This window comes from Xanthomonas sp. LMG 12459, assembly GCF_009192905.1.
Taxonomy (GTDB): domain Bacteria; phylum Pseudomonadota; class Gammaproteobacteria; order Xanthomonadales; family Xanthomonadaceae; genus Xanthomonas_A; species Xanthomonas_A sontii.
The window spans coordinates 37,382-57,610 of the sequence record NZ_NSGT01000023.1; the positions used below are offsets into that span (position 1 = coordinate 37,382).

Sequence of the window (20,229 nt, forward strand, 5' to 3'; positions counted from 1 at the left end):
GTTGCGGCGGAGGTGACGACATGCAAGTGGATCGGGCGAGGCATCGGCAGCCGGCTCAGGACAGCGGCGCGGCGTCGCCGTGCGGCGCCGGACGCAACAGGAAGCCGGTCAGCAGGCTCGAGGCCAGCGTCGCCAGCCAGAACATGAAGAAGCCCACCGTATAGCCCAGCTCGCGGCTCAGCTGGCGGCCGGGGAAGGTGATGTCGCGCAGCGCCAGCGGATCGACCAGGGCGAAGAACAGCACGCTCATCGCGCCGGCCACCAGGAAGCTCGGCCACAGGATCACCCCCAGCCGCTGCACCAGCGGGCGTGGCGTACCGGGATCGAGCGGGTCGAGCAGCGGATCGTCGGGAGAGGCCATGACGGTGGATTCCATCGCGAAAGGAGGATGCGGCATGCGCCAAGGGGGCAGCGCCACACACGTCGCCGCGCCTGCCAGCCGCCTGGCCGCCGATCCCCCGTCGACACCGGCGTCGGCGCATGCCGCAGCGGCAGACTAGGCAGTGCCGGCCGTGCCGACATTGATCCTGATCAAGGCCGCTGCGGTGGCGGCGTGGAGACTGTCGGCGTCGAGCGACGTGGAGCGGACCATGCAGGACCAGATCGAGGGCATGCCCTTGCCGGGGCCGGACCTGTGCAGCGAGGCCGAGGTGCAGGCGCTGGTGGAGACGTTCTACCGCCGCGTGCGCGCCGACGCCGATCTGTCGGCGGTGTTCGCCGCGCACATCGAGGACTGGGACGCGCACCAGCAGCAGCTGTGCGATTTCTGGTCGGCGATGCTGCGCGGCACCCGCCGCTTCCGCGGCGCGCCGATGCCGCGGCACATGGCCATGCGCGAACTCAGCGCACTGTTGTTCCAGCGCTGGCTGGGCCTGTTCCGCGCCACCACCGCCGAGCTGCCCAACACGCCGATGCGGCTGCTGGCCGACGACATCGCCCAGCGCATCGCCGAGACGTTCTGGCGCCGCCACCAGATGAGCTGGCGCCCGTTCGAGCCGGCATCGCCGCTGCCGCCGGCCGCGTGCGCGGATTGATCCAGGTCAAGGCGGCCGTGCCGGGCGCCGCGCATGCTCGGTCCATGGACATCCTGACCGCGCACGATCCCTCCGCCGCCTGGACCTTCGACGCCGACCTGCTGCGCCGCTACGACCGTCCCGGCCCGCGCTACACCTCGTACCCGACCGCGCCGCATTTCCAGACCGGTTTCGGCCCGGCGCAGTTGTTCGCCGCGGTCCAGGCCAGCGATCCGCGGCGGCCGCTGTCGCTGTACGTGCACGTGCCGTTCTGCCGCAATCCCTGCTTCTATTGCGGCTGCCACCGGGTGATCACCCGCGACCCGCAGCGCGGCCGCACCTATGTGCAGCGGCTGCTGCGCGAGGCGGCGATGATGGCCGCGTGTTTCGAGGGTGAGCGCGAGGTGGTGCAACTGCACCTGGGCGGGGGTACCCCCAACTTCCTCGCTCCCGAGTTGCTGGGCGAACTGGTGCAGGGCCTGCGCGGGCTGTTCCGCTTCAGCCAGGCGCCGGACCGCGAGATGTCCATCGAACTGGACCCACGCACGGTGACGCCGCAGGACATCGCCGCGCTGGCCGAACTGGGCTTCAATCGCGCCAGCCTGGGCATCCAGGATTTCGACCCGCTGGTGCAGCAGGCGATCAACCGGCGCCAGGGCGTGCACGAGACCCTGGACATCCTGCGCGCCTGCCGCGTGCACGGCATGCGCTCGGTCAACGTCGACCTGATCTACGGCCTGCCGCGGCAGACCCTGGCCGGGTTCGAACAGACCCTGGAGACGGTGATCGCGGCGCGCCCGGACCGCCTGGCGGTCTACGGCTACGCGCACATGCCGCAGCTGTTCAAGGCGCAACGGCGTATCGCCGACGCCGATTTGCCCGACGCCGAACAGAAGCTGGCGTTGCTCGGGCTGGCGGTCAGCAGGCTCTCGGCGGCCGGCTACCAGTACATCGGCATGGACCACTTCGCGCTGCCGCAGGAAGACCTGGCGCGCGCGCAGCGGCAGGGCAGCCTGCATCGCAACTTCATGGGCTACACCACCCACGCCGACACCGACCTGCTGGGCCTGGGCGTCAGCGCGATCAGCCGCATCGGCGCCAGCTACAGCCAGAACCAGCGCGACCTGCCGGCCTGGGAAGCGGCCGTGGACGCCGGCGACAGCCCGGTGCTGCGCGGCCTGCAGCTCAGTGCCGACGACGCCTTGCGCGCCGAACTGATCCAGCAGCTGATGTGCCAGGGGCTGGTGGACGCGGCAGCGGTGGCGCAGCGCCACGGTATCGACTTCGCCAGCTACTTCCGCGAGGAACTGCGCGCACTGGCGCCGCTGTGCGCGGACGGCCTGGCCGACTACCGCGACGGCGTGGTCCAGGCCACCGCCCGCGGCCGCCCGCTGCTGCGCCTGATCGCCATGTGCTTCGACCGCTACCTGCGCCAGCCCGACCAGCCGGCGCGCTACTCGCGCGCGATCTGAGCGCCGCGAATCACGCTTGCCGTTGGCATCCCCGGTGCCGCCGTGGCGGCGGTGCCGGGGACTTTTCGGTGGCGGTACTTAGGGCTGCCGATGCTGGCATGTGGTGTCTCGGTTCGGCGCGTCTGGCGTATCGGCAGCGCCCTGCGGTTCACAAGCGCCGCGCGATCAGGCACGCTACGCGCCACCAGGCCCGGATGGCGAAACTGGTAGACGCATCGGACTTAAAATCCGCCGGGGGCAACCCCATGCCGGTTCGATTCCGGCTCCGGGCACCATGGGTGTGTAAGAGTTTCAGTGCTTTGGCGACTTCGATCGGCTTCGCCGCTGTGCAGCTGTCTTGAAGCCTGGAACTTGGACTGGCGCTGCCGAAGAATTCTTTGCCTGCCGACAAGGTGGTTGCATGCAAGTCGATGAAATCTACTATCGAGTTACCTATCTGGACCCAAAGATGCGCTTGCCCGTCATACGGGCGTACGTTTGTCTTGGGGTGAATCTTTCGGATGAAGATGTGGAAGGCGATATCTGGTATTTTCAGGACGTCTTCAGTTATTACGAATCTGGTTCAGCTCTGACCGCAACAGAGTCAGACATTCCCGTGGTATGCCTGACGGACGACGAGTTGAAGGGCGATATGCTGGATGCCAATCGGCTCCATGATGTGTTGGAAGAAATCAGAACCAAACTCCATCGGCTTGATATCACCTCATTGGCGGCTGGTTAAAGCCTGCTTGGATGTGGCGGGTGGCTCATTCGCTATGATGGGCTGTCGCAATAGTGTTGGGAAAATGAGGTCGTCAAGCGTAATCCTGGGGTGATCTTTGCGTTTTACTCAAATTTTGATTGTGCTCAATGGCAGTGCAAATTTGTGAAAAATCTGCTTGTAATCATTGCCGCTGTGTTCCTGATCTCTGGCTGCGGGAGGCCTCGCTCTGAAGATGCATATTACGGGCTCTGGAGGAGCAGGAAAGCCGATGCTGAAATTAGGCAGTTGCGGCTGGGTCATGATATGAAGTTCGAAGTAAAGGCGTTCCCGGCAGCCGTGGCCTGTTCAGATTCTACGGCGGTGGGTGATATTGATGGTGGTGGTGCTTGGGAGTATGACGCGGAAGATGGGCGCATACTTCTTGATTTTTCAAAAATAACAAATGGAAAATGTAAAACTCCCTATGCAGTGGTGATTTTCGACCAGCCAGGATCCAAGTTGGCAGCTTTTTCTGATGTGGAGATGCCATCAAGTGGTGTGGTATTCGAGCATTCGGTTGATGGCAGGAATAGGTTGTGACTTGGAAGATCATGCTTCCTTGCGGCATCTGCGTCTGGTGTGGCTGAGTTGAATTGGATGAGATTCCAGAATGTCTTGCCTGGGATTCTTATCGGCTGCAGACTTGATCTGCAGTCGCGATGACCATCTGTGCGGACTGGTAGAGCTTTCTGCCAGTGCTGACAATTCGGAGATTTCGTCTATGCAACACCGATCTCGTGCTGGCCTGATCGCCGGCGTTTTGGTGGCATTGCTAGTGCTCGTGAGCTTTGCCTATTTAAAGGATGCTCGCGCCGGAAAAGTTGTGCAGTGCAGTCCTCAGAGTGTTGAGATATTGCTCGCAATCAAGAGTGACTCCGAAATTGCTGAATATGGTGCTACACATTTCAAGTCGCCTAATGTGCCATTTCTCGCGAGTCAGATTAATTTAAGTAAAAAACTGTGCTCGGACGAGGGGCGTGGGGTTAGGGTCGTGTATCTAACCGCGCCGGGGTTTAGCCAGAGTCGGCCATTTATTAATATTGACAAGATTTATTTTGATGATGATGCGGCTTTTGTCGAGATATCGTTTCCCCCTACGGGAAAGAATGCTGATGTATTTCTAAGAAAGAGGGCTGGAGTTTGGAGGGTGATAAAGAAAGAAATGTGGGAATCATGATTTTTTGGTGAGCGTATTCGGTCTTTTTCAAAGCATAGTCAATTGAGGTGAGCTGATCAGCCCCATGAATTTTTGGAAGGGACCGGGGGTCAAGCGCTACTGACGTGAATTCTATAATTCACCATGACTTCGTTGCGTAGCGAATGAGGTCGCTGCATGAAAAATGTAGATGAAATTTATTATAGAGTTACTTATCTTGATCCAGGAATGCGCTTCCCAGAGATAAAGGCTTACGTTTTTCTTGGGGTAAACCTTTCTGACGAAGATGTGGATGGTGATATCTGGTATTTTCAGGACGTCTATAGCTATTGCGAGACGGGCTCAGCATTGACAGCTACGGAACCGGGCACTCCTGTGGAATGCCTCACTACCGAGCAGTTAGTTGGCGACATGTTTGACATCGATCAACTCCGTGCGTCATTGATAGAGGTCAAAGCTAGGTGTGGATGAAAATAAAATGAGCGAAAATATAGATGTCAATGCTTTTATGGAAAAAAATGGAAGTATTGAGCCCTTTTTGCTTAAAATATCGGAGCCGATTCCTTTAGGTGAAGATGACTTCTATTGTGTCGTACATATGCCTGGAGTGTTGACGGAAGATAAAAAAATTCTAGGGATTGATGCGACCCAGGCAAGCGAGCTGGCAGCTAATTTTGCTAGGTCTATGTTGGGTGATGCCAAGATTGTTGATGGAAATGGAGTTGCCATCAACTGGTGATGTAAGAAGTAATTAGATGGATCCGCCAGCATTTCGCTCGCGGATCTTCGTTATCGTCGATCCAGGCCGTCTTACTGGATGATTTCTCATCTGTATTTCTAAGAAGGAAGGCGCCGGGCCGTGGCCTCGCGACGCGCGTGTCTGCCAGATGACAAGGCGCGCGCCGCATCACGCAAGCTTCGGCATCGCGTCATGGTTTGTTGCATTGCCGGTCATTGGCGCAGTTCCAATCGCCGATACGCGCGATGCCTGAGTCTAGACTCGCCCGCATCTTTCGATACGGGAGGGTAGAGGCGATGCAATTCTCGAACGACGACGAAGACGCCATCCTGCAGCGCCGCCGCACCTTTCTTCTCGGGACCGCAGGCGCGCTGGCACTGTGAATCACCGCACGTGCCGTAGGCGCTTCGCCGGCATCTGCCAGGCTGCGTCACGTCGGCGGTGCCGATGCACTGGCCACCGATGCGTCCGGGATGTCCGGCATCGTGCATCCCGGCCTGTTGGTCACCGAGGCCGACCTGCAGCGCATCCGCGATAAGTTGGCTGCCAACGCCGAGCCGTGGGTGGGCGGTTGGAACATGATGCTCAAGACCAACGACACCAACCTCGACGCGACGCCGCGTCCCCTGGCGGTGGTGACGCGCGGCGTGGAGGGCGAGAACTATTGGCAGATGATCGGCGAAATGGTGCGCACGCTGCACCTTGCCTTGCGCTGGAAGATCAGCAACGACGAGCGCTATGCGAAGAAGGTCATCGAGTTTCTCAATGCCTGGTCGTCGACTTTGACCGAACTGGGCGGCAATTCGAACGTCTATCTTGCCTCGGGCCTCTACGGCAACCAGTGGGCCAACGCCGCCGAACTGATGCGGACCTACTCCGGTTGGGCGAAGCAAGACCTGGCGCGCTTCCAGGCCATGCTGCTCAACGTTTTCTACCCCAAGTGCCACGACTTCCTGGTCAACCACAACGGCACGGAGATCAGAAAGGTCACGCACTATTGGGCCAATTGGGACCTGGCCAACATCTGCTCCATCTATGCGATCGGCGTGTTCTGCGACCGCGCCGACCTGATGGCCGAAGCGAGCGGCTACTACAAGACGGGTCGTGGCAACGGCGCGAGCGCCAACAACGTCTACTACCTGCATCCTGGGTATCTGGGGCAATGGCAGGAGAGCCATCTCGATCAGGGGCACTCGACCCTCGGCATCTCGCTGGCCGGCATGTTGTGCGAGATGGCCTGGAATCAGGGCGAGGATCTGTTCGGTCTTTGGAACAACCGGTTGTTGGCCGGTGCGGAATACGTGGCCAAGACCAATCTGACCGATACCAGCGGCAATGCGCTGTTCACGCTGCCGTTCGCGCCCTACAACGGGGTGTTCGGATCGGGCGCCGCGACCGCTGGCACCAATCAGCTGCGGCCCAACTGGGAGCTCATCTGCAACCACTATGTGAACCGCAAGGGACTCGCGGCTCCCTGGAGCGAGGCGATGCGCGACATGATCCGGCCCGAGCGCGTCGATGGTGGCGATCAGCCGGGCATCGGCACCTTGCTGTATGCGCGCGATCCGGTCGCGCCGGCCGCACCCAGTGGCCTCAGCGCCTTCCTGAGCAACGGAAAGGTGCAACTGTCGTGGTGGGGCAGTGCAGGCGCTTCGCTGTACGTGGTGCAGCGGGCCGCATCGCCCAACGGCCCGTTCGCGGCGATCGCGCGCGTCGTCGATCCATGTACCTACACCGATGTTCCTGCGCAGGGCACCTGGTACTACCGCATCGTCGCACTGACCAAGGACGCCGGGCCGATGCTCGGTTCGGAGACTGCGCGCGTGGCGGTTCCCGGTGAGCTGTGGTTGCACCTGCCGCTCAACGGTGATGCCAACGACGCCAGTGGCCGCGGGCGGCATGGACGCTTGCAGGGCGGTACCAGCTGGGGTGCAGGCCGTAATGGCGGCAGTGCCTTGCAGTTCGACGGCCGCAGCGGTCATGTGCTGCTGCCCGACGGTGCGGTGTCGGCATTGGGCGATGTCACGGTGGCGGTGTGGGTGTACTTGGATGCGTCGGTGGTCAACGCGCGCATCTTCGACTTCGGCTCCAACGACGTGGCGTACATGGCGCTGCTCACACGCGACGGCAGCGGCAAGCTGCGCTTTTCGAGTTCCCGCAATCAGTTCTGGAACGAAGAGTCGGTCACGGCCGATGCGTTGCCTACCGAGCGCTGGGTGCATGTGGCGGTCACGCTCTCGGGGAAGGTCGGCACGCTTTATGTGGACGGCAAGCAAGTCGCCACTGCAGACGGCATCTGGATCAATCCCTTCCAGTTGGGCGAGACCACGCAGACCTGGCTGGGCCGCTCCCAGTACGGCGGCGATCCCTACTTCAAGGGCCGCATGCAGGATCTGCGCATCTATAGCGGCGCGCAGGACGCGGCCTTCATCGCAGGCCTCGCCCGCTGAGCAGTCGGGCAACTGCGCTGCCCGTACGCCTTGTCACGCATCGGTGCATGGCCGCACCGACGCGATCCTGCGCACTCCAGGCATATCTCTCCTGGCCTGTCCGCCCGGCCTGTTCTCGGCCGTGTATTTTTAGAGACGATCGGTCTAATATCGACGTATGGAGCTTCCAGTCGCGTCAGTGCAGCCTCGCCGTGGGCGGCCGCCAAAGTCGGAGCGCGCGCTGCAGGACACGCGCGACCTGCTGTTGCGCGCCGGTATGGAAGTGCTGACTAGTCAGGGTTTTGCAGCCACCGGGATCGACGCCGTGCTGTCCCGCGTCAAGGTGCCGAAGGGCTCGTTCTATCACTACTTCAGCAGCAAGAACGCCTTCGGCCTGGCGGTGCTCGAGGCGTACGACGCCTATTTCCTGCGCAAGCTCGATCGTCATCTGCAAGCCGACGAGGTGCCAGCCTTGCAGCGTCTGCGCCACTTCGTCGAGGACGCCCAGGAGGGCATGGAGCGCTTCGACTTCCAGCGCGGTTGCTTGGTCGGCAACCTGGCTCAGGAAGTGACCACGCTGCCCGGCGACTTCCGCGCGCGTCTGGATGCCGTGCTGCTGGGCTGGCAGCAGCGGGTGGCCGACTGTCTGCGTTCGGCGCAGTCGGAAGGCGCGCTGGCCGCGCATGCCGACGCCGATGCCCTTGCCGCGTACTTCTGGATCGGCTGGGAGGGCGCGGTGTTGCGCGCACGGCTGGCGTGCAGCGTCGCGCCGATGCAGGTGTTCGCGCAGGGCTACTTCGCCGGCCTGCCGGGCTAGATCGGCTTGCTTCCCTCTCTCATCCAAGGAGTGCTCATGTTCAACGCCATCCTCATCGACAAGGACGATGCCGGCTATCGCGCCGCGCTGCAGCCGCTGGACGACGCGGCCCTGCCGCCGGGGACGGTCACCGTCGAGGTCGCGTACAGCACGCTCAACTACAAGGACGCCCTGGCCATCACCGGTCAAGGGGGCAGCGTGGTGCGCCGCTTCCCGATGGTGCCGGGCATCGACCTGGCCGGTACCGTGCTGCACAGCGAAGATCCGGCCTATCGCGTCGGCGATGCGGTGCTGCTAAACGGCTGGGGCGTGGGCGAAAAACACTGGGGCGGCCTGGCCCAGCGCGCACGCGTGGACGGCGATTGGTTGATCCCCTTGCCGCAGGCGCTGAGCGCCCGCCAGGCGATGGCGATCGGGACGGCCGGCTACACGGCCATGCTGTGCCTGCTGGCACTGGAGCGCCACGGCCTGCGTCCCGAGCATGGCGAGGTGCTGGTCACCGGCGCCAACGGCGGCGTCGGCAGCTTCGCCATTTCCCTGCTGGCGCGCCGCGGCTACCGCGTGATCGCCTCCACCGGCCGTCCGCAGGAAGCGGACTATCTGAAGGCGCTTGGCGCGCAGGAGATCGTCGATCGCGCGACGCTGTCGCAACCAGGCAAGCCGCTGCAGGCCGAGCGCTGGGCCGCAGCGATTGATTCGGTCGGAAGCCACACCCTGGCCAACGTATGCGCCGGTACGCGCGCCGATGGGGCAGTGGCGGCATGCGGTCTGGCGCAGGGCATGGAGTTTCCCGCCACCGTCGCGCCGTTCATCCTGCGCGGGGTCAGCCTGCTGGGGATCAACAGCGTCACCCGTCCAAGGCACGAGCGCATCGAGGCATGGTCGCGGCTGGCGAAGGAGTTGGACCTGTCACAGCTCGACGCCATCACCCGCGACATCGGCCTGGGTGAGGCCATCGGCGCCGCTCGCGATCTGCTCGACGGCAAGGTGCGCGGACGCTTGGTGGTGGACGTCAATCGCTGAGGGGAGGGGCTGGTCTCGGTGGCGAGCCTCGACCGCGGTGCCGCGCGCAAGCCGTCTGTCAGCCCGCTGCGCCGGTAGGTCGGTGCCGGCGGCGTGATGTTTCCTGGAGGCCGTCTGTCTGGAGGCGCAGCCGTTTTCGCATGCGGACGCGCTGCCGGTCCCCATCCGCAATGGATGGTGGGCGGCGGTGCGGCTTGGTTGCGTGATGGCAATGAGCCACTGCCCGGCACGCATTGAGGCGCCTTGGCGTTGGGATGGACGTCGCTTTACGTCCCGAAGGCGGGCCCCGGAGTGGCCGCATCGCCGTCTTCGACGAATCTCCCTCTTTGCAAGCTTTTCCGCCGAAACCACGCGCAACTGCGCCGCGGAACGCCTGGGAGCTGACGCGGGCGTCGTCGCGTCCTGGACCGGGCTGACGCTTCCGCGCGTCCGTGCCGAGCAGGCGCCTACTTACCACGCCCAATGTGAACGCTCCGCTTTCTTTCACCTCGCCGAAAGGAGTGCGAAAGACAGCGTGCCTAGGCTCTGCCCCCATCAGCCGGAGAGCCACCTTGCGCGCCCAATGGAACATCCTTTGCGATTTTGACGGTACCGTGTCCCTGCGGGACGTGACCGACAGCCTGCTCGAGCACCTCGGGCGCCCCGGTTGGCAGGAGCTGGAAGACGATTGGGTCGCCGGTCGGATCGGGGCCCGCGAGTGCATGAGCAAGCAGGTCGCGCTGCTCGACGGCGACGTCGATGCGTTGCACCGGGTGCTGGATGCGGTGCGGATCGACCCGGCCTTCGTGCGCTTCGTGGCGCTGGCCGAACGCCTGGGCATCCCGCTGAGCATCGTCAGCGACGGCCTGGACTACGGCATCGCCCGGATCCTGGCCCGCCACGGCCTGCACCACCTGCCGATCATCGCCAACCGCCTGCTGCGTACCGACGCGGGCGAATGGCGCATGGCCTCGCCGCATGCGCGCCCGGACTGCCCCAGCGGCACCTGCAAGTGCGCGGTCATGGCGCAGCAGCCGCCAGAGCGCGCGACCTTGCTGATCGGCGACGGCCGTTCCGATTTCTGCCTGGCCGGCAAGGCCGACCTGGTGTTCGCCAAGGACGGGCTGCTGCGTCATTGCCGCGCCAACGGGATCGCCCATTGCGCGATCACCGGTTTCGACGACGCCATCGCCCTGCTGCCCGACCTGGCGGTGCCGGCGACCACCACCGTGTCCTTCCCGCTTCCCGTCACCCAACGAGCCTGATCCCGATGAACCGGAATGTTTCGCTTTCCTCGCTCGCACCGCTGCATGGCGATGCCGCGCCCGATCCGGAGGCGCTGCTGCGCACCGGTGCCGACCACCAGCGCGCGCTGAGCGATGCGCAGATGCTGGCCGACGAGTCCCAGTACTGCTCCTACGGCGACACCGTGCACTACAGCGAGCCGCCGCGCATCTTCGGCCGCTGCGACGGCAGCTACCTGTACGACACCGAAGAGGTGCCGTACCTGGACCTGCAGATGTGGTACTCGGCGGTCAACTTCGGCTACGCCAATCCGCGCCTGAATCAGGCGCTGACCCGTCAGATCGAGACCCTGCCGCAGGTCGCCAGCCAGTACCTGCACCCGACCAAGATCGAGCTGGCCAAGACCATCGCGGTCGACGCCGAGCGCAAGTGGGGCCGCAAGGGCCGCGTGCACTTCAACGTCGGCGGCGCGCAGTCGGTGGAAGACTCGCTGAAGCTGGTGCGCAACGCCAGCGCCGGCAAGAGCCTGGTGTTCGCGTTCGAAGGCGGCTACCACGGCCGTACCCTCGGCGCCTCGGCGATCACCTCGTCGTACCGCTACCGCCGTCGCTTCGGTCATTTCGACCGCGCCCAGTTCATCGAATTCCCGTACCACTTCCGCGGCCCCAAGGGCATGTCCAAGGAAGAGTACGGCGAGCAGTGCGTGGCCAAGTTCGAGCGCCTGTTCGAGACCGAGTACAACGGCGTGTGGGATCCCAAGGCCGGGCAGTGCGAGTACGCGGCGTTCTACGTCGAGCCGATCCAGGGCACCGGCGGCTACGTGATCCCGCCGCCGAACTTCTTCACCGGCCTGAAGCGGGTGCTGGACAAGTACGGCATCTTGATGGTGGTGGACGAGATCCAGATGGGCTTCTTCCGCACCGGCAAGCTGTGGGCGATCGAGCATTTCGGCGTGACCCCGGACGTGCTGGTGTTCGGCAAGGCGCTGACCAACGGCCTGAACCCGCTGGCCGGCATCTGGGCGCGCGAGGAACTGATCAACCCGACCGTGTTCCCGCCGGGTTCGACCCACTCCACCTTCGCCTCCAACCCGCTGGGCACCGCGGTCGGCCTGGAGACCATGCGCATGCTGGCCGAGACCGACTACGAGTCGATGGTGATGGCCAAGGGCGCGCACTTCCTGGACGGCCTGCGCGACCTGCAGAAGCGCCACCCGGAAATCGGCGACGTCGACGGCCTGGGCCTGGCCCTGCGTGCGGAAATCTGCCAGGCGGACGGCTTCACGCCGAATCGCAAGCTGCTCGACACCATGGTCGACATGGGCCTGGAAGGCGAGCTGCGCCACAACGGCAAGCGCATCGGCCTGATCCTGGACGTGGGCGGTTACTACAAGAACGTGATCACGCTGGCGCCGTCGCTGCACATCAGCCACGAAGAGATCGACCTGGGCCTGTCCTTGCTGGACCAGTTGCTGACCCGCGCCAAGCAGGTCGCATGAGCCGGGCGGGAGACGACGCGCGCGGTTCGCGTTGCCTCCCGCCGTTGTTTGCGGCGGCGGGCGCTTCAGCCCGCCGCGCGCAGCGCGATCACCGCATTGAGTCCGCCGAAGGCGAAGGAATTGCTCAGCACCGCTTGCACGTTGCGGGCGCGCGCCTGGTTGGGCACGTAGTCCAGATCGCATTCGGGATCGGCATCGAGGAAGTTGGCCGTGGGCGGGACCACCTGCTCGCGCAGCGTGCCGATCGCCGCCACCAGTTCCAGCGCGCCGGCCGCACCGAGCGCGTGGCCGTGCACCGCCTTGGTCGAGCTGACCGCCAGCGCCTCGGCATGCGCACCGAACACCTGACGCAGCGCCTTGGTCTCGCAACGGTCGTTGGCCTGCGTGCCGGTGCCGTGGGCGTTGATGTAGTCGATCTGTTCCGGGGCCAGGCCGGCATCCTGCAGCGCCAGGCGCATCGCCGTGGCGGCGCCGTCGACGCTGGGCGCGACGATGTCGCCGGCATCGGAACTCATGCCGAATCCCGCCAGCTCCGCCAGCGGCAGCGCGCCGCGGGCGGCCGCGTGCTCGGCGCTTTCCAGCACGAACATCCCGGCGCCTTCGCCCAGCACCAGGCCGCTGCGCTGCGCGCAGAACGGCCGGCAGGTGTCGTCGCTGACCACCCGCATCGCTTCCCAGGCGCGGATCAGCGCCAGGCTCAGGCAGGCTTCGCTGCCGCCGGCGATGGCCACGTCGGCCAGGCCATGGCGGACCATCAGCGCGGCCTGGGCGAAGGCGTGATTGGCCGAGGCGCAGGCGCTGGAGACGGCGAAGGCCGGGCCGCGCAGGCCGAAGGCGATGCTGATCTGGCTGGCCGGCGCGTTGGCCATGCTGCGCACGATGGTCAGCGGATGCAGGCGTTCGGCCTGGTCGCGGTACAGCCGGCGCGATTGTTCGTCGCGGCTGAGTTCGGCGCCGACGCCGGTGCCGACCACCACCGCGCAGCGCGCGCCGAGCGCGGCATCGCCGTGCGGCAGCCCGGCCTGGGCGATCGCCTCGCGGGCGGCGACCAGCGCCATCTGGGTCATGCGGTCGAGTTGGCCGGGGGCGATGCCGCCGGTCTGCGTGGCATCCGGAGCGAACCCTTGCAGGGTCGCGGCCACGCGCATCTTCAACGTGCTGAGCGGATCGGGCGAGGGCAGGGCGGCGATGCCGCTGCGGCCCTCGCGCATCGCGCTCCACAGCGCCTCGGCGCCCAGGCCGAGCGCGCTGACCGCGCCCATGCCGGTGACCACGACGCGCCGCGCGTGCGGGGAGGCGCCCATGGCGCGTCAGTGCGCCGGTTGCGCCGCGCCGGCCGCCGCCTTGGCCGCCAGCGCGTCCTCGACCGCCTGCACCAGCTTGCCGAGCGAACCGTCGTCCAGGTTCGGGTCGCGCTGCGGGAAGGTGATGTCGAAGTGTTCTTCGATGTCGAACAGGATTTCGATGGCCTCGAGCGAATCCACGCCCAGGTCCTGCAGCTTGGCATCGGGGGTCAGGCGCGCCGGGTCGATCTCGCCATGCTTGGCGACGATGCTGTGGATTTGCGACTCGATGGACGGGGTCATGGCAGTGCTCCGCGAAATGAAGGGCCACCGTGCGGCGCCCGCCGCCGGTGGATCGCACGCTGCGGCCTGGGCCGCAGCATCCATTCTCCACGCTAGACGATCAATCTTGCAGATGCCTTTCGTCAACCAACTCGAGCCGCAGGCCTTGCAGCGGCAGTTCCTGCAGCACCCGCCAGCCGGTTTCCTGATCCAGCCCCTGGAGCACGGGGTGCCGGCCTTCGAGGCCGATTTCGACCTGCTCACCACCGCCGAACCCGCGCTGCGCGCGAAGGTGGCGCGGCTGCCGCTGCAGCGGCTGTGGCAACGCCTGCTGCGGCCGCGCACCAGCTTCGTCGGCAGCACCGTCAGCGAATACGCCTGGCTGCCGCGCGCGGCCGACCCGGTGCAGTTGCCGCGGCAGTGGCGTACGCAACTGGGCCGGCGCCGCGCGCTGATGATCGTCAAGGACGTGCCGCAGCGCTCGCCGCTGCTGGATGAGGCCGACAACGCCTGGGCGCAGGCGTTCCTGGACGCCTGCGAGCGCAACGGCTACGTGCTGCTGCGCGGGCAGGCGCTGGCCTGGGTGCCGATCGACTTCGCCTCCACCGACGAGTACCTGGCGCGGCTCTCGCGCGGGCGCCGGCGCAACATCCGCCGCAAGCTGCGCTCGCGCGCCGATCTGGAGATCGAGGTGCTGCCGACCGGCCCGGCCTTCGCCGACCCGGCGCTGCGCGCGCACTGCTATGCGCTGTACCAGGAGGTGTACGCGCAGAGCGAGATCCATTTCGACCTGCTGACCGAACCGTTCTTCGACGCGCTGCTGACCGACGCCGACTCGGGCGGCCAGGTGTTCGTGTACCGGCACCAGGGCCGCATCATCGGCTGGAATCTGTGCTACGTGCACGAGGGTCGGCTGATCGACAAGTACATCGGCCTGCACTACCCGGATGCGCGCGACCACAACCTGTACGCGCTGAGCTGGATCGAGAACCTCGACTATGCCTGCCGCCATGGCCTCACCGCCTACGTCGCCGGCTGGACCGATCCGGAGGTGAAGGCCCAGCTCGGCGCCAGCTTCACCTACACCTGGCATGCGGTGTACCTGCGCAATCCGTTGCTGCGCGCCGTGCTGCGGCGGCTGCGGCCGCTGTTCGAATCCGACGACGTCGGGCCGGCCGCCGATACCGCCGAGGAGGACTGAGATGCGCACCCCGGTCCTGCTCGATCTCGACGCTTCGCTGGGCGCAGTACCCGGCGCCGTGCGCCTGCCGTTGCGCGACTGGTGCGATGGTCTGCGCTTCGCCTGCTCGATGGCGCGGCTGCGCCGCTTCGGCGCGGCGCTGGAGCAGGCGCTGCCGGCGCAGTACGGCACCGTGCTGCTGGGCAGCGGCGATTTCCATCACCTGAGCCTGCCGTTGATCGTGCGCCTGGCGCAGCGCGCGCAGGCGCCGTTGCGGGTGGTGGTGTTCGACAACCATCCGGACAACATGCGCTTCCCGTTCGGCGTGCACTGCGGCTCGTGGGTGCGGCGCATCGCCGCGCTGCCGCAGGTGGCGCAGGTCGAGGTGGCCGGCATCACCTCCGGCGACGTCGGCCCTGGCCATGCCTGGGAAAACCACCTGTTGCCGCTGTACCGCGGCAAGCTGCGCTACTGGTGCAGCGGCGTGGACGTGGGTTGGGCGCGGCGGCTGGGCCTGGGCCAGGCGGTGCGCGGCTTCGACAGCGTGAGCGCGCTGAGCGACGCGTTCGTCGAGCACCTGCGGCGCACGCCGATGCCGACCTATCTGTCGCTGGACAAGGACGTGCTGGATCCGCAGGACGTGCGCACCAACTGGGACCAGGGCCAACTGCGCATACCGCAGTTGCTGCAGGCGATCAAGGCGTTGCACGGGCAGGTGTGCGGCAGCGACATCACCGGCGAAGTCTCGCTGGCCCATTACCCGCAATGGTGGAAGCGCAAGCTGGCGGCGCTGGATGCGCAACCCGAGCCGTCGCCGGCGGACCTGTCGGCGTGGCAGGCGCAGCAGCACGCGTTGAACCTGCGGCTGCTGGCGGCGCTGGACGTGGTCAGCGTATCTAAATGATTGATTGAGGTGCGCGCGCTGTTTTGGATGAAGGTGGTTCGAATCTGCTCGAAGCGCCTATCAAAAGGCACTGCTGTATAAGAGGGTTGCCAAAACGCCGGGGCGACATATTCGTCGGCCCCGACATGTCAATTCGATGTGCTTGGCTATGAAGCCGTTTTGCACGCTAAACCACTGGGTGGATTAACTTGTTTGCTCTGGGGGGCCTACGTCGACAACTGGCATTTTTCCCCCGCAGCTTCCATAGCAGCCGCCTCCAATTAGGATGCCGCCACCGCTACCACTGCCTACATTGCCGCCGCCACCACCACCACCACTATTATTCGAAGCTTGATCTTGCAGCTCCTTGGCCACTTCCTTTGCGGTTTTGCCACACGGCTTTTCAATATAGACAATATTTCGCCCTGAGTGCATCAGCATTTTGAATGTGTAGGCGACATAGCCTTTGTAGGAGTTGTTTACCCATATGCCTTCGCCGAGAACTTTTGATGCAGATGCATCGAGTTTCGACATAAAGGCGGCATTTGCCGGGTTGGAGTAGTCGCTGAACTTTGGTAGGTCGCCTAGAGTTACCGAAATCGGTGGCAATGGGGGCATGGGGAGCTCGGAACATGCTAGTGCTACACCCATGATTCCACTAAAAGATAGTAGTGCAATTCCATATTTCTTTTGCATAAAATTCATTCCTTTTTTGTGGATTTACTGTGCGCCAATGGGGCGCTTGTCTAATTTTGGATCTATTCCATATTTCGACTTGTAAATATTGTCGATCGCGTCATTTATTCGCAATGCTTCCGACTCTCCTAATGTCCTTTGTTGGGTTGATAATGGCTTTGTAATCATTGCGTCTCTGGTGATTCCGGCGCGGGTATCTCCTCGCATTTCTAAAACGCGGGACAAAGCATAGGCTGCAACTGGATCTCCATTGGATGCTCCGCCTTGATAGGAGGCAAGCATATTTAGGGCAAAAAGATTTCCTTCTGCGCCTGCGTCTATGAGGCGTTGCTGTGCCTGTTGATCGGTTGGCAACAAGCGCGCATCCAATATTGCCTTCGCTGCCATGTCTCCGGCGTCTGCTGCTTCTTTCAAAAGAGCTTCCGGGGCTGTCATATAGGCCTCCCATTGTTTTTCATTGGGGTAGCCGTGGCGATCCAGCCAAGCCTGTTCGGCTTTGCTTTCTGCAAAAAATGGATCGTTCTCGAAGCTCATTCCTCTTCGTGTTTGCGGTACTTCGGGGAACGGGTGCCTTATGGATTTTTTTGCAGGTCTCGATGGCCCGCTTTTTTCTTCTTCTTTTCCAGTCGCTGAAATTTCGGGCTTTAATGATTTTTCGCTGGATTCAGCGGAGTTTGTAAGCTGTGCCTGACTGAGCGAATTTTCATTGTTTTCTTTCTTTTGAAAGAAAAATATTGCAACAATGCTGGCGAATGCCACAGTGGCGGCTAGCCAAATAGTCCTTTTCATTTTTTCTCCAGATAATTCTTTAAATTCAGGGGTCTACATTAACTTCAGCGCGTTTTTTTGTAATAATTTTACGCGTCTCTTAGCCGTGTAGATTATCCGCAGACACCAGCAAGCGCAATATCCACGGGCGCTAGTTTCTGACAGGAAACGGCGCAGGCCGCGTGCAGCGTGGCCACGATGGTCTCGAAGCGCGCCTCGTCCAGCCAGGGGCTGTTGCTGATGCTCAGGCAGCGCGCGGCGAAGTCGCTGGCGTTGGGCATCGGCGTGCGTTCGACGATGCCGTCCAGGTAGTCGTAGTCGGGCAGGGCATGCACGAACGGCACCGCCACGCCGAGTCCGCGCGGCCACAGCGCACCCAGCACCGATTCGCGTGCGGCCGCATCGGGCAGCAGCACCATCAGGATCGGCCAGCTGCCCTGGGCGCCGGGGGTATCGGCGATCACGCTCAGGCTCGGGATGCTGGCCAGGCGTGCGCTGCGGCGCCGGCCCTGTTCGCGGATCTGCGCAAGAAATGCCGGCCAGCGCGCGCTGGCGCGCACGCCGACGCCTTCGCGCCAGGCGCCGACCGCGTGCTGGGCGATGGCCGTGCCGAAGCGGTCGCCGGCCGCGCCGATGCGGTCGCCGCGGCGCAGCGCGCGGCGCACCGGTGCGCCGTACGCCCAGCGCAGCGGCTGCGGCCGGTACAGCGCGGCGTAGCCGAGCAGTTCCAGGCTGCGGCGCAGTTCCCAGCGCCAGTCGCGCTGGCCCAGGCGCGCGGCGGTGTCGGCCAGACTGCGCTGCAGCGGCGCATGCCGCGACATCAGTAGCCCGCCTTCGTACAGCGTGAGTCCCTTGCCGGCGGCCAGGCTGCAGAAGCCGATGTCGCCGCCGAGGCCGGCCGGGCGGCCGTCGGGATGCACGCCGCCCAGCGCCTGCGCCGCGTCCTCGATCAGCAGCGCGCCGCAGCCTTCGGCGGCGCGGCGCAGCGGCGCCAGGTCGATCAGACGCCCGCCCAGATGGGTGGCGATGATGGCCAGGGTGTCGCTGCCGCAGCGCTGCGCCAGCTGCACCGGGTCCAGTTCCAGCGAGCCGGGCAGCAGATCGCACAGCACCAGTTGCAGGCCGCAGTGCGCCACCGCCAGCGCCACCAGCGGGCAGGTATAGGCCGATACCAGCACCTGCCGGCGCCGGTTGGCCGCGGTCAGGGTGCGCAGGGCCACGATCAGCGCGGCGGTGCCCGAGCAGGTCAGCAGGGCCTGCGGCAGGCCGAGCGCGCTGGCCAGGCGTTCGCGCGGCCGGCCTGGCCACAGGTCGCCCCACTGCAGCGGCAGGCCGGCGGTCGGTGGGATTTCAGTGCGCATCGGCGGGATCCGCGCGCTCGCCGATCGCCAGGCAGACGATGCCGCCGACGATCAGCGCCGCGCCCAGCGCCTGCAACAGGCCGATGTGTTCGTTGAACCACCAGGCCGACAGCAGCATCACGCTGACTACCTCCAGGTGCGAGGCGGCGAACGCCGGGCCGATCGGCGCATGCTCGAGCAGCTTCATCCAGGTGAAGAACGCGCCGACGTAGCCCAGCAACGCGGCGTACAGCCATGGGCTGCCGAGCAGGCGCAGCACCCACGCCAGTTCGGCTTGCGGCGGGAACGCGTGCGTGCCGGCCAGCTTGAAGCCGATCTGCGCCAGGGTGTCGAAGCTCAGCAGCAGGGCGAAGCCCACCGCATAGCGATGCAGCGGCGGCCGGCTCATGAGCCCAGCCCCACCACGGCCACGCCGGCGCTGACCAGGCAGATGCCGGCCACCTGCATGCGCCCCAGGCGTTCGCCGAACAGCCAGCGCCCGGCCAGCATGATCGCCACGATGTTGATCGAGCCCAGCAGCACGCCGCGGCCCAGCGGCACCAGCGACAGAAACGCGGTCCAGGCGAGGAATTCGAGCACGTAGCAGGCCACGCCGAACCACAGCTGCGGCTGCCGCGCCATGCGCTGCCAGCGCGCCATGCCGGTGCCCTGCGGGTGGCTGGCCACATACTTGAAGGCCAATTGGCCGGCGGTGTCGAGCGCCACCGTCGCCAGCCAGATGCCCACTACCGAGCCGGTCATCGCCATCAGGCGGCGGCCTGCTGCGGCGCGCACAGGGCGGCGAAGAACTGCGCCAGGCGCGCGCCGAGCACGCGCCGTTCGCGGTCCAGGGTGATCATGTGATAGCTGTCGTGCAGCAGCAGCAGCTCCGTTGGCCCGGACACGTTGGCGATCACCAGCCGCGCATTGCGCAGGTCGGCGATGTCGTCCTCGGTCGCGTGCGCGACCAGGCATGGCGCGACGACCTTGGACAGGTCGCGGCGCACCGCGCGCGCGAGCAGGTACATCTCGGCCAGGGCGTGCCAGGGGTTGCCGGGGAGGCCGGCGGCGCTGCTGTCGCCGCCGAGCATCGCGCTGCTGATTTGGGCGCGGATGCGCTCGTCGCGCAGGCCGTACGGCGGCTCTTCCAGGAACATGCGGCGCTTGCCGATGCCCAGGCGCTTGAACCAGGGCAGCAGGAACGCCAGCCGCGCGCGCTTGGGGATGTTCCAGCCGTCGTAGCGGAAGGTGGCGCCGAGCACGCCGACGCCGTCCACCCATTGCGGACGCTCCTGCGCCAGGCGCAGTGCCAGCACCGCGCCCATCGACAGCCCGGCCACGAACAGCCGGTCGACCTGTGGGCGCATGCGCGCGGCCGCCGCCTCGACGCTGGCGTACCAGTCGCGCCAGTTGGTGGCGAGCAGATCGTCCTCGTCGCCGCAGTGGCCGGCCAGCTGCACGCCATGGACGCTGAAGCCTTCGCGGTTCAGGCTCTTGCCGAGCAGGCGCATTTCGCTGGGCGTGCCGGTCAGGCCGTGGATCAGCAGCACGCCATTGCGGCCGCCTTCGAAGTGGAACTCGGCAGATTGGATCATGTGAATGGGCGCGGCTGCGCAGTCTCGGCAATCCGTGCAGGGTCGCCGCTGCGCGTTTCAGCAGCCTTTCGCCGCGGCGGCGGCGTGCA

23 protein-coding genes and 1 tRNA gene are annotated in these 20,229 nt (G+C 65.0%); 15 read left to right on the forward strand and 9 right to left on the reverse strand.

The window, feature by feature from the left end; translation table 11 throughout:
* Positions 1–55: 55 nt before the first annotated feature.
* Complete coding sequence (locus CEK65_RS06015) at positions 56–361, reverse strand: hypothetical protein (RefSeq protein ID WP_051067605.1); 306 nt, start codon at positions 359–361, stop codon at positions 56–58.
* A 142-nt stretch (positions 362–503) separates the two neighbouring features.
* On the opposite strand from CEK65_RS06015, the gene CEK65_RS06020 reads away from it, so the two are divergent.
* The 13 genes from CEK65_RS06020 (at position 504) to CEK65_RS06080 (ending at position 12,113) form a co-directional block, all read left to right on the forward strand.
* Positions 504–1,034: a group III truncated hemoglobin gene (locus CEK65_RS06020; protein WP_017912671.1), complete on the forward strand. Its 531-nt coding sequence runs from the start codon at positions 504–506 to the stop codon at positions 1,032–1,034.
* 44 nt (positions 1,035–1,078) lie between these two features.
* Positions 1,079–2,485: an oxygen-independent coproporphyrinogen III oxidase gene (gene hemN / locus CEK65_RS06025; protein WP_193314706.1), complete on the forward strand. Its 1,407-nt coding sequence runs from the start codon at positions 1,079–1,081 to the stop codon at positions 2,483–2,485.
* A gap of 188 nt (positions 2,486–2,673) precedes the next feature.
* Positions 2,674–2,760 (forward strand) — tRNA-Leu (locus CEK65_RS06030).
* Between the two features lie 125 nt (positions 2,761–2,885).
* On the forward strand, positions 2,886–3,206 hold the full coding sequence (locus CEK65_RS06035; protein ID WP_152181093.1) for a hypothetical protein: 321 nt from the start codon (positions 2,886–2,888) through the stop codon (positions 3,204–3,206).
* Positions 3,207–3,350: 144 nt separating this feature from the next.
* Positions 3,351–3,767, forward strand: a complete 417-nt coding sequence (locus CEK65_RS06040) for a hypothetical protein (protein ID WP_152181094.1) — start codon at positions 3,351–3,353, stop codon at positions 3,765–3,767.
* A gap of 181 nt (positions 3,768–3,948) precedes the next feature.
* On the forward strand, positions 3,949–4,404 hold the full coding sequence (locus CEK65_RS06045; RefSeq protein WP_152181095.1) for a hypothetical protein: 456 nt from the start codon (positions 3,949–3,951) through the stop codon (positions 4,402–4,404).
* Positions 4,405–4,560: 156 nt separating this feature from the next.
* Positions 4,561–4,854: a hypothetical protein gene (locus tag CEK65_RS06050; protein WP_152181096.1), complete on the forward strand. Its 294-nt coding sequence runs from the start codon at positions 4,561–4,563 to the stop codon at positions 4,852–4,854.
* A gap of 7 nt (positions 4,855–4,861) precedes the next feature.
* Positions 4,862–5,122: a hypothetical protein gene (locus CEK65_RS06055; RefSeq protein WP_152181097.1), complete on the forward strand. Its 261-nt coding sequence runs from the start codon at positions 4,862–4,864 to the stop codon at positions 5,120–5,122.
* A 473-nt stretch (positions 5,123–5,595) separates the two neighbouring features.
* Positions 5,596–7,572 (forward strand): LamG-like jellyroll fold domain-containing protein, encoded by a 1,977-nt coding sequence (locus tag CEK65_RS06060; protein WP_226980485.1) that lies wholly within the window; start codon positions 5,596–5,598, stop codon positions 7,570–7,572.
* 178 nt (positions 7,573–7,750) lie between these two features.
* Positions 7,751–8,368 (forward strand): TetR/AcrR family transcriptional regulator, encoded by a 618-nt coding sequence (locus tag CEK65_RS06065; protein ID WP_255424510.1) that lies wholly within the window; start codon positions 7,751–7,753, stop codon positions 8,366–8,368.
* Between the two features lie 36 nt (positions 8,369–8,404).
* Positions 8,405–9,391, forward strand: coding sequence for an MDR family oxidoreductase (locus CEK65_RS06070; RefSeq protein ID WP_152181099.1), 987 nt, complete (start codon positions 8,405–8,407; stop codon positions 9,389–9,391).
* A 551-nt stretch (positions 9,392–9,942) separates the two neighbouring features.
* Complete coding sequence (locus CEK65_RS06075; protein WP_152181100.1) at positions 9,943–10,635, forward strand: MtnX-like HAD-IB family phosphatase; 693 nt, start codon at positions 9,943–9,945, stop codon at positions 10,633–10,635.
* Positions 10,636–10,757: 122 nt separating this feature from the next.
* Positions 10,758–12,113 (forward strand): aminotransferase class III-fold pyridoxal phosphate-dependent enzyme, encoded by a 1,356-nt coding sequence (locus CEK65_RS06080; RefSeq protein WP_198526533.1) that lies wholly within the window; start codon positions 10,758–10,760, stop codon positions 12,111–12,113.
* A gap of 65 nt (positions 12,114–12,178) precedes the next feature.
* Here CEK65_RS06080 and CEK65_RS06085 read toward each other — a convergent pair whose 3' ends face one another.
* A complete protein-coding gene (locus tag CEK65_RS06085) occupies positions 12,179–13,417 on the reverse strand; it encodes a beta-ketoacyl-[acyl-carrier-protein] synthase family protein (RefSeq protein ID WP_152181102.1) in 1,239 nt (412 codons plus the stop codon).
* 6 nt (positions 13,418–13,423) lie between these two features.
* Positions 13,424–13,699: an acyl carrier protein gene (locus tag CEK65_RS06090; RefSeq protein ID WP_010342598.1), complete on the reverse strand. Its 276-nt coding sequence runs from the start codon at positions 13,697–13,699 to the stop codon at positions 13,424–13,426.
* A 112-nt stretch (positions 13,700–13,811) separates the two neighbouring features.
* On the opposite strand from CEK65_RS06090, the gene CEK65_RS06095 reads away from it, so the two are divergent.
* The gene (locus tag CEK65_RS06095) at positions 13,812–14,879 is read left to right on the forward strand and encodes a GNAT family N-acetyltransferase (RefSeq protein ID WP_017912332.1); all 1,068 of its coding nucleotides are present in this window, start codon (positions 13,812–13,814) and stop codon (positions 14,877–14,879) included.
* A gap of 1 nt (position 14,880) precedes the next feature.
* Positions 14,881–15,762 (forward strand): arginase family protein, encoded by an 882-nt coding sequence (locus CEK65_RS06100; protein WP_152181103.1) that lies wholly within the window; start codon positions 14,881–14,883, stop codon positions 15,760–15,762.
* Positions 15,763–15,945: 183 nt separating this feature from the next.
* Here CEK65_RS06100 and CEK65_RS06105 read toward each other — a convergent pair whose 3' ends face one another.
* The 6 genes from CEK65_RS06105 to CEK65_RS06130 form a co-directional block, all read right to left on the reverse strand.
* The gene (locus CEK65_RS06105) at positions 15,946–16,446 is read right to left on the reverse strand and encodes a hypothetical protein (protein WP_152181104.1); all 501 of its coding nucleotides are present in this window, start codon (positions 16,444–16,446) and stop codon (positions 15,946–15,948) included.
* Between the two features lie 15 nt (positions 16,447–16,461).
* Positions 16,462–17,226 carry a hypothetical protein gene (locus CEK65_RS06110; RefSeq protein WP_226975048.1) on the reverse strand — a complete coding sequence of 255 codons (765 nt, stop codon included), beginning with the start codon at positions 17,224–17,226 and terminating at the stop codon, positions 16,462–16,464.
* Positions 17,227–17,318: 92 nt separating this feature from the next.
* Positions 17,319–18,566 (reverse strand): DegT/DnrJ/EryC1/StrS family aminotransferase, encoded by a 1,248-nt coding sequence (locus tag CEK65_RS06115; protein ID WP_152181105.1) that lies wholly within the window; start codon positions 18,564–18,566, stop codon positions 17,319–17,321.
* Positions 18,556–18,954, reverse strand: coding sequence for a DMT family transporter (locus tag CEK65_RS06120; RefSeq protein WP_152181106.1), 399 nt, complete (start codon positions 18,952–18,954; stop codon positions 18,556–18,558). Before CEK65_RS06120 ends, CEK65_RS06115 begins: the two co-directional genes overlap by 11 nt.
* Positions 18,951–19,313 carry an EamA family transporter gene (locus CEK65_RS06125; RefSeq protein WP_017914162.1) on the reverse strand — a complete coding sequence of 121 codons (363 nt, stop codon included), beginning with the start codon at positions 19,311–19,313 and terminating at the stop codon, positions 18,951–18,953. The genes CEK65_RS06120 and CEK65_RS06125 overlap by 4 nt, the downstream gene beginning before the upstream one ends.
* Positions 19,313–20,140, reverse strand: coding sequence for an alpha/beta fold hydrolase (locus CEK65_RS06130; protein ID WP_152181107.1), 828 nt, complete (start codon positions 20,138–20,140; stop codon positions 19,313–19,315). The genes CEK65_RS06125 and CEK65_RS06130 overlap by 1 nt, the downstream gene beginning before the upstream one ends.
* Between the last annotated feature and the right edge of the window lie 89 nt (positions 20,141–20,229).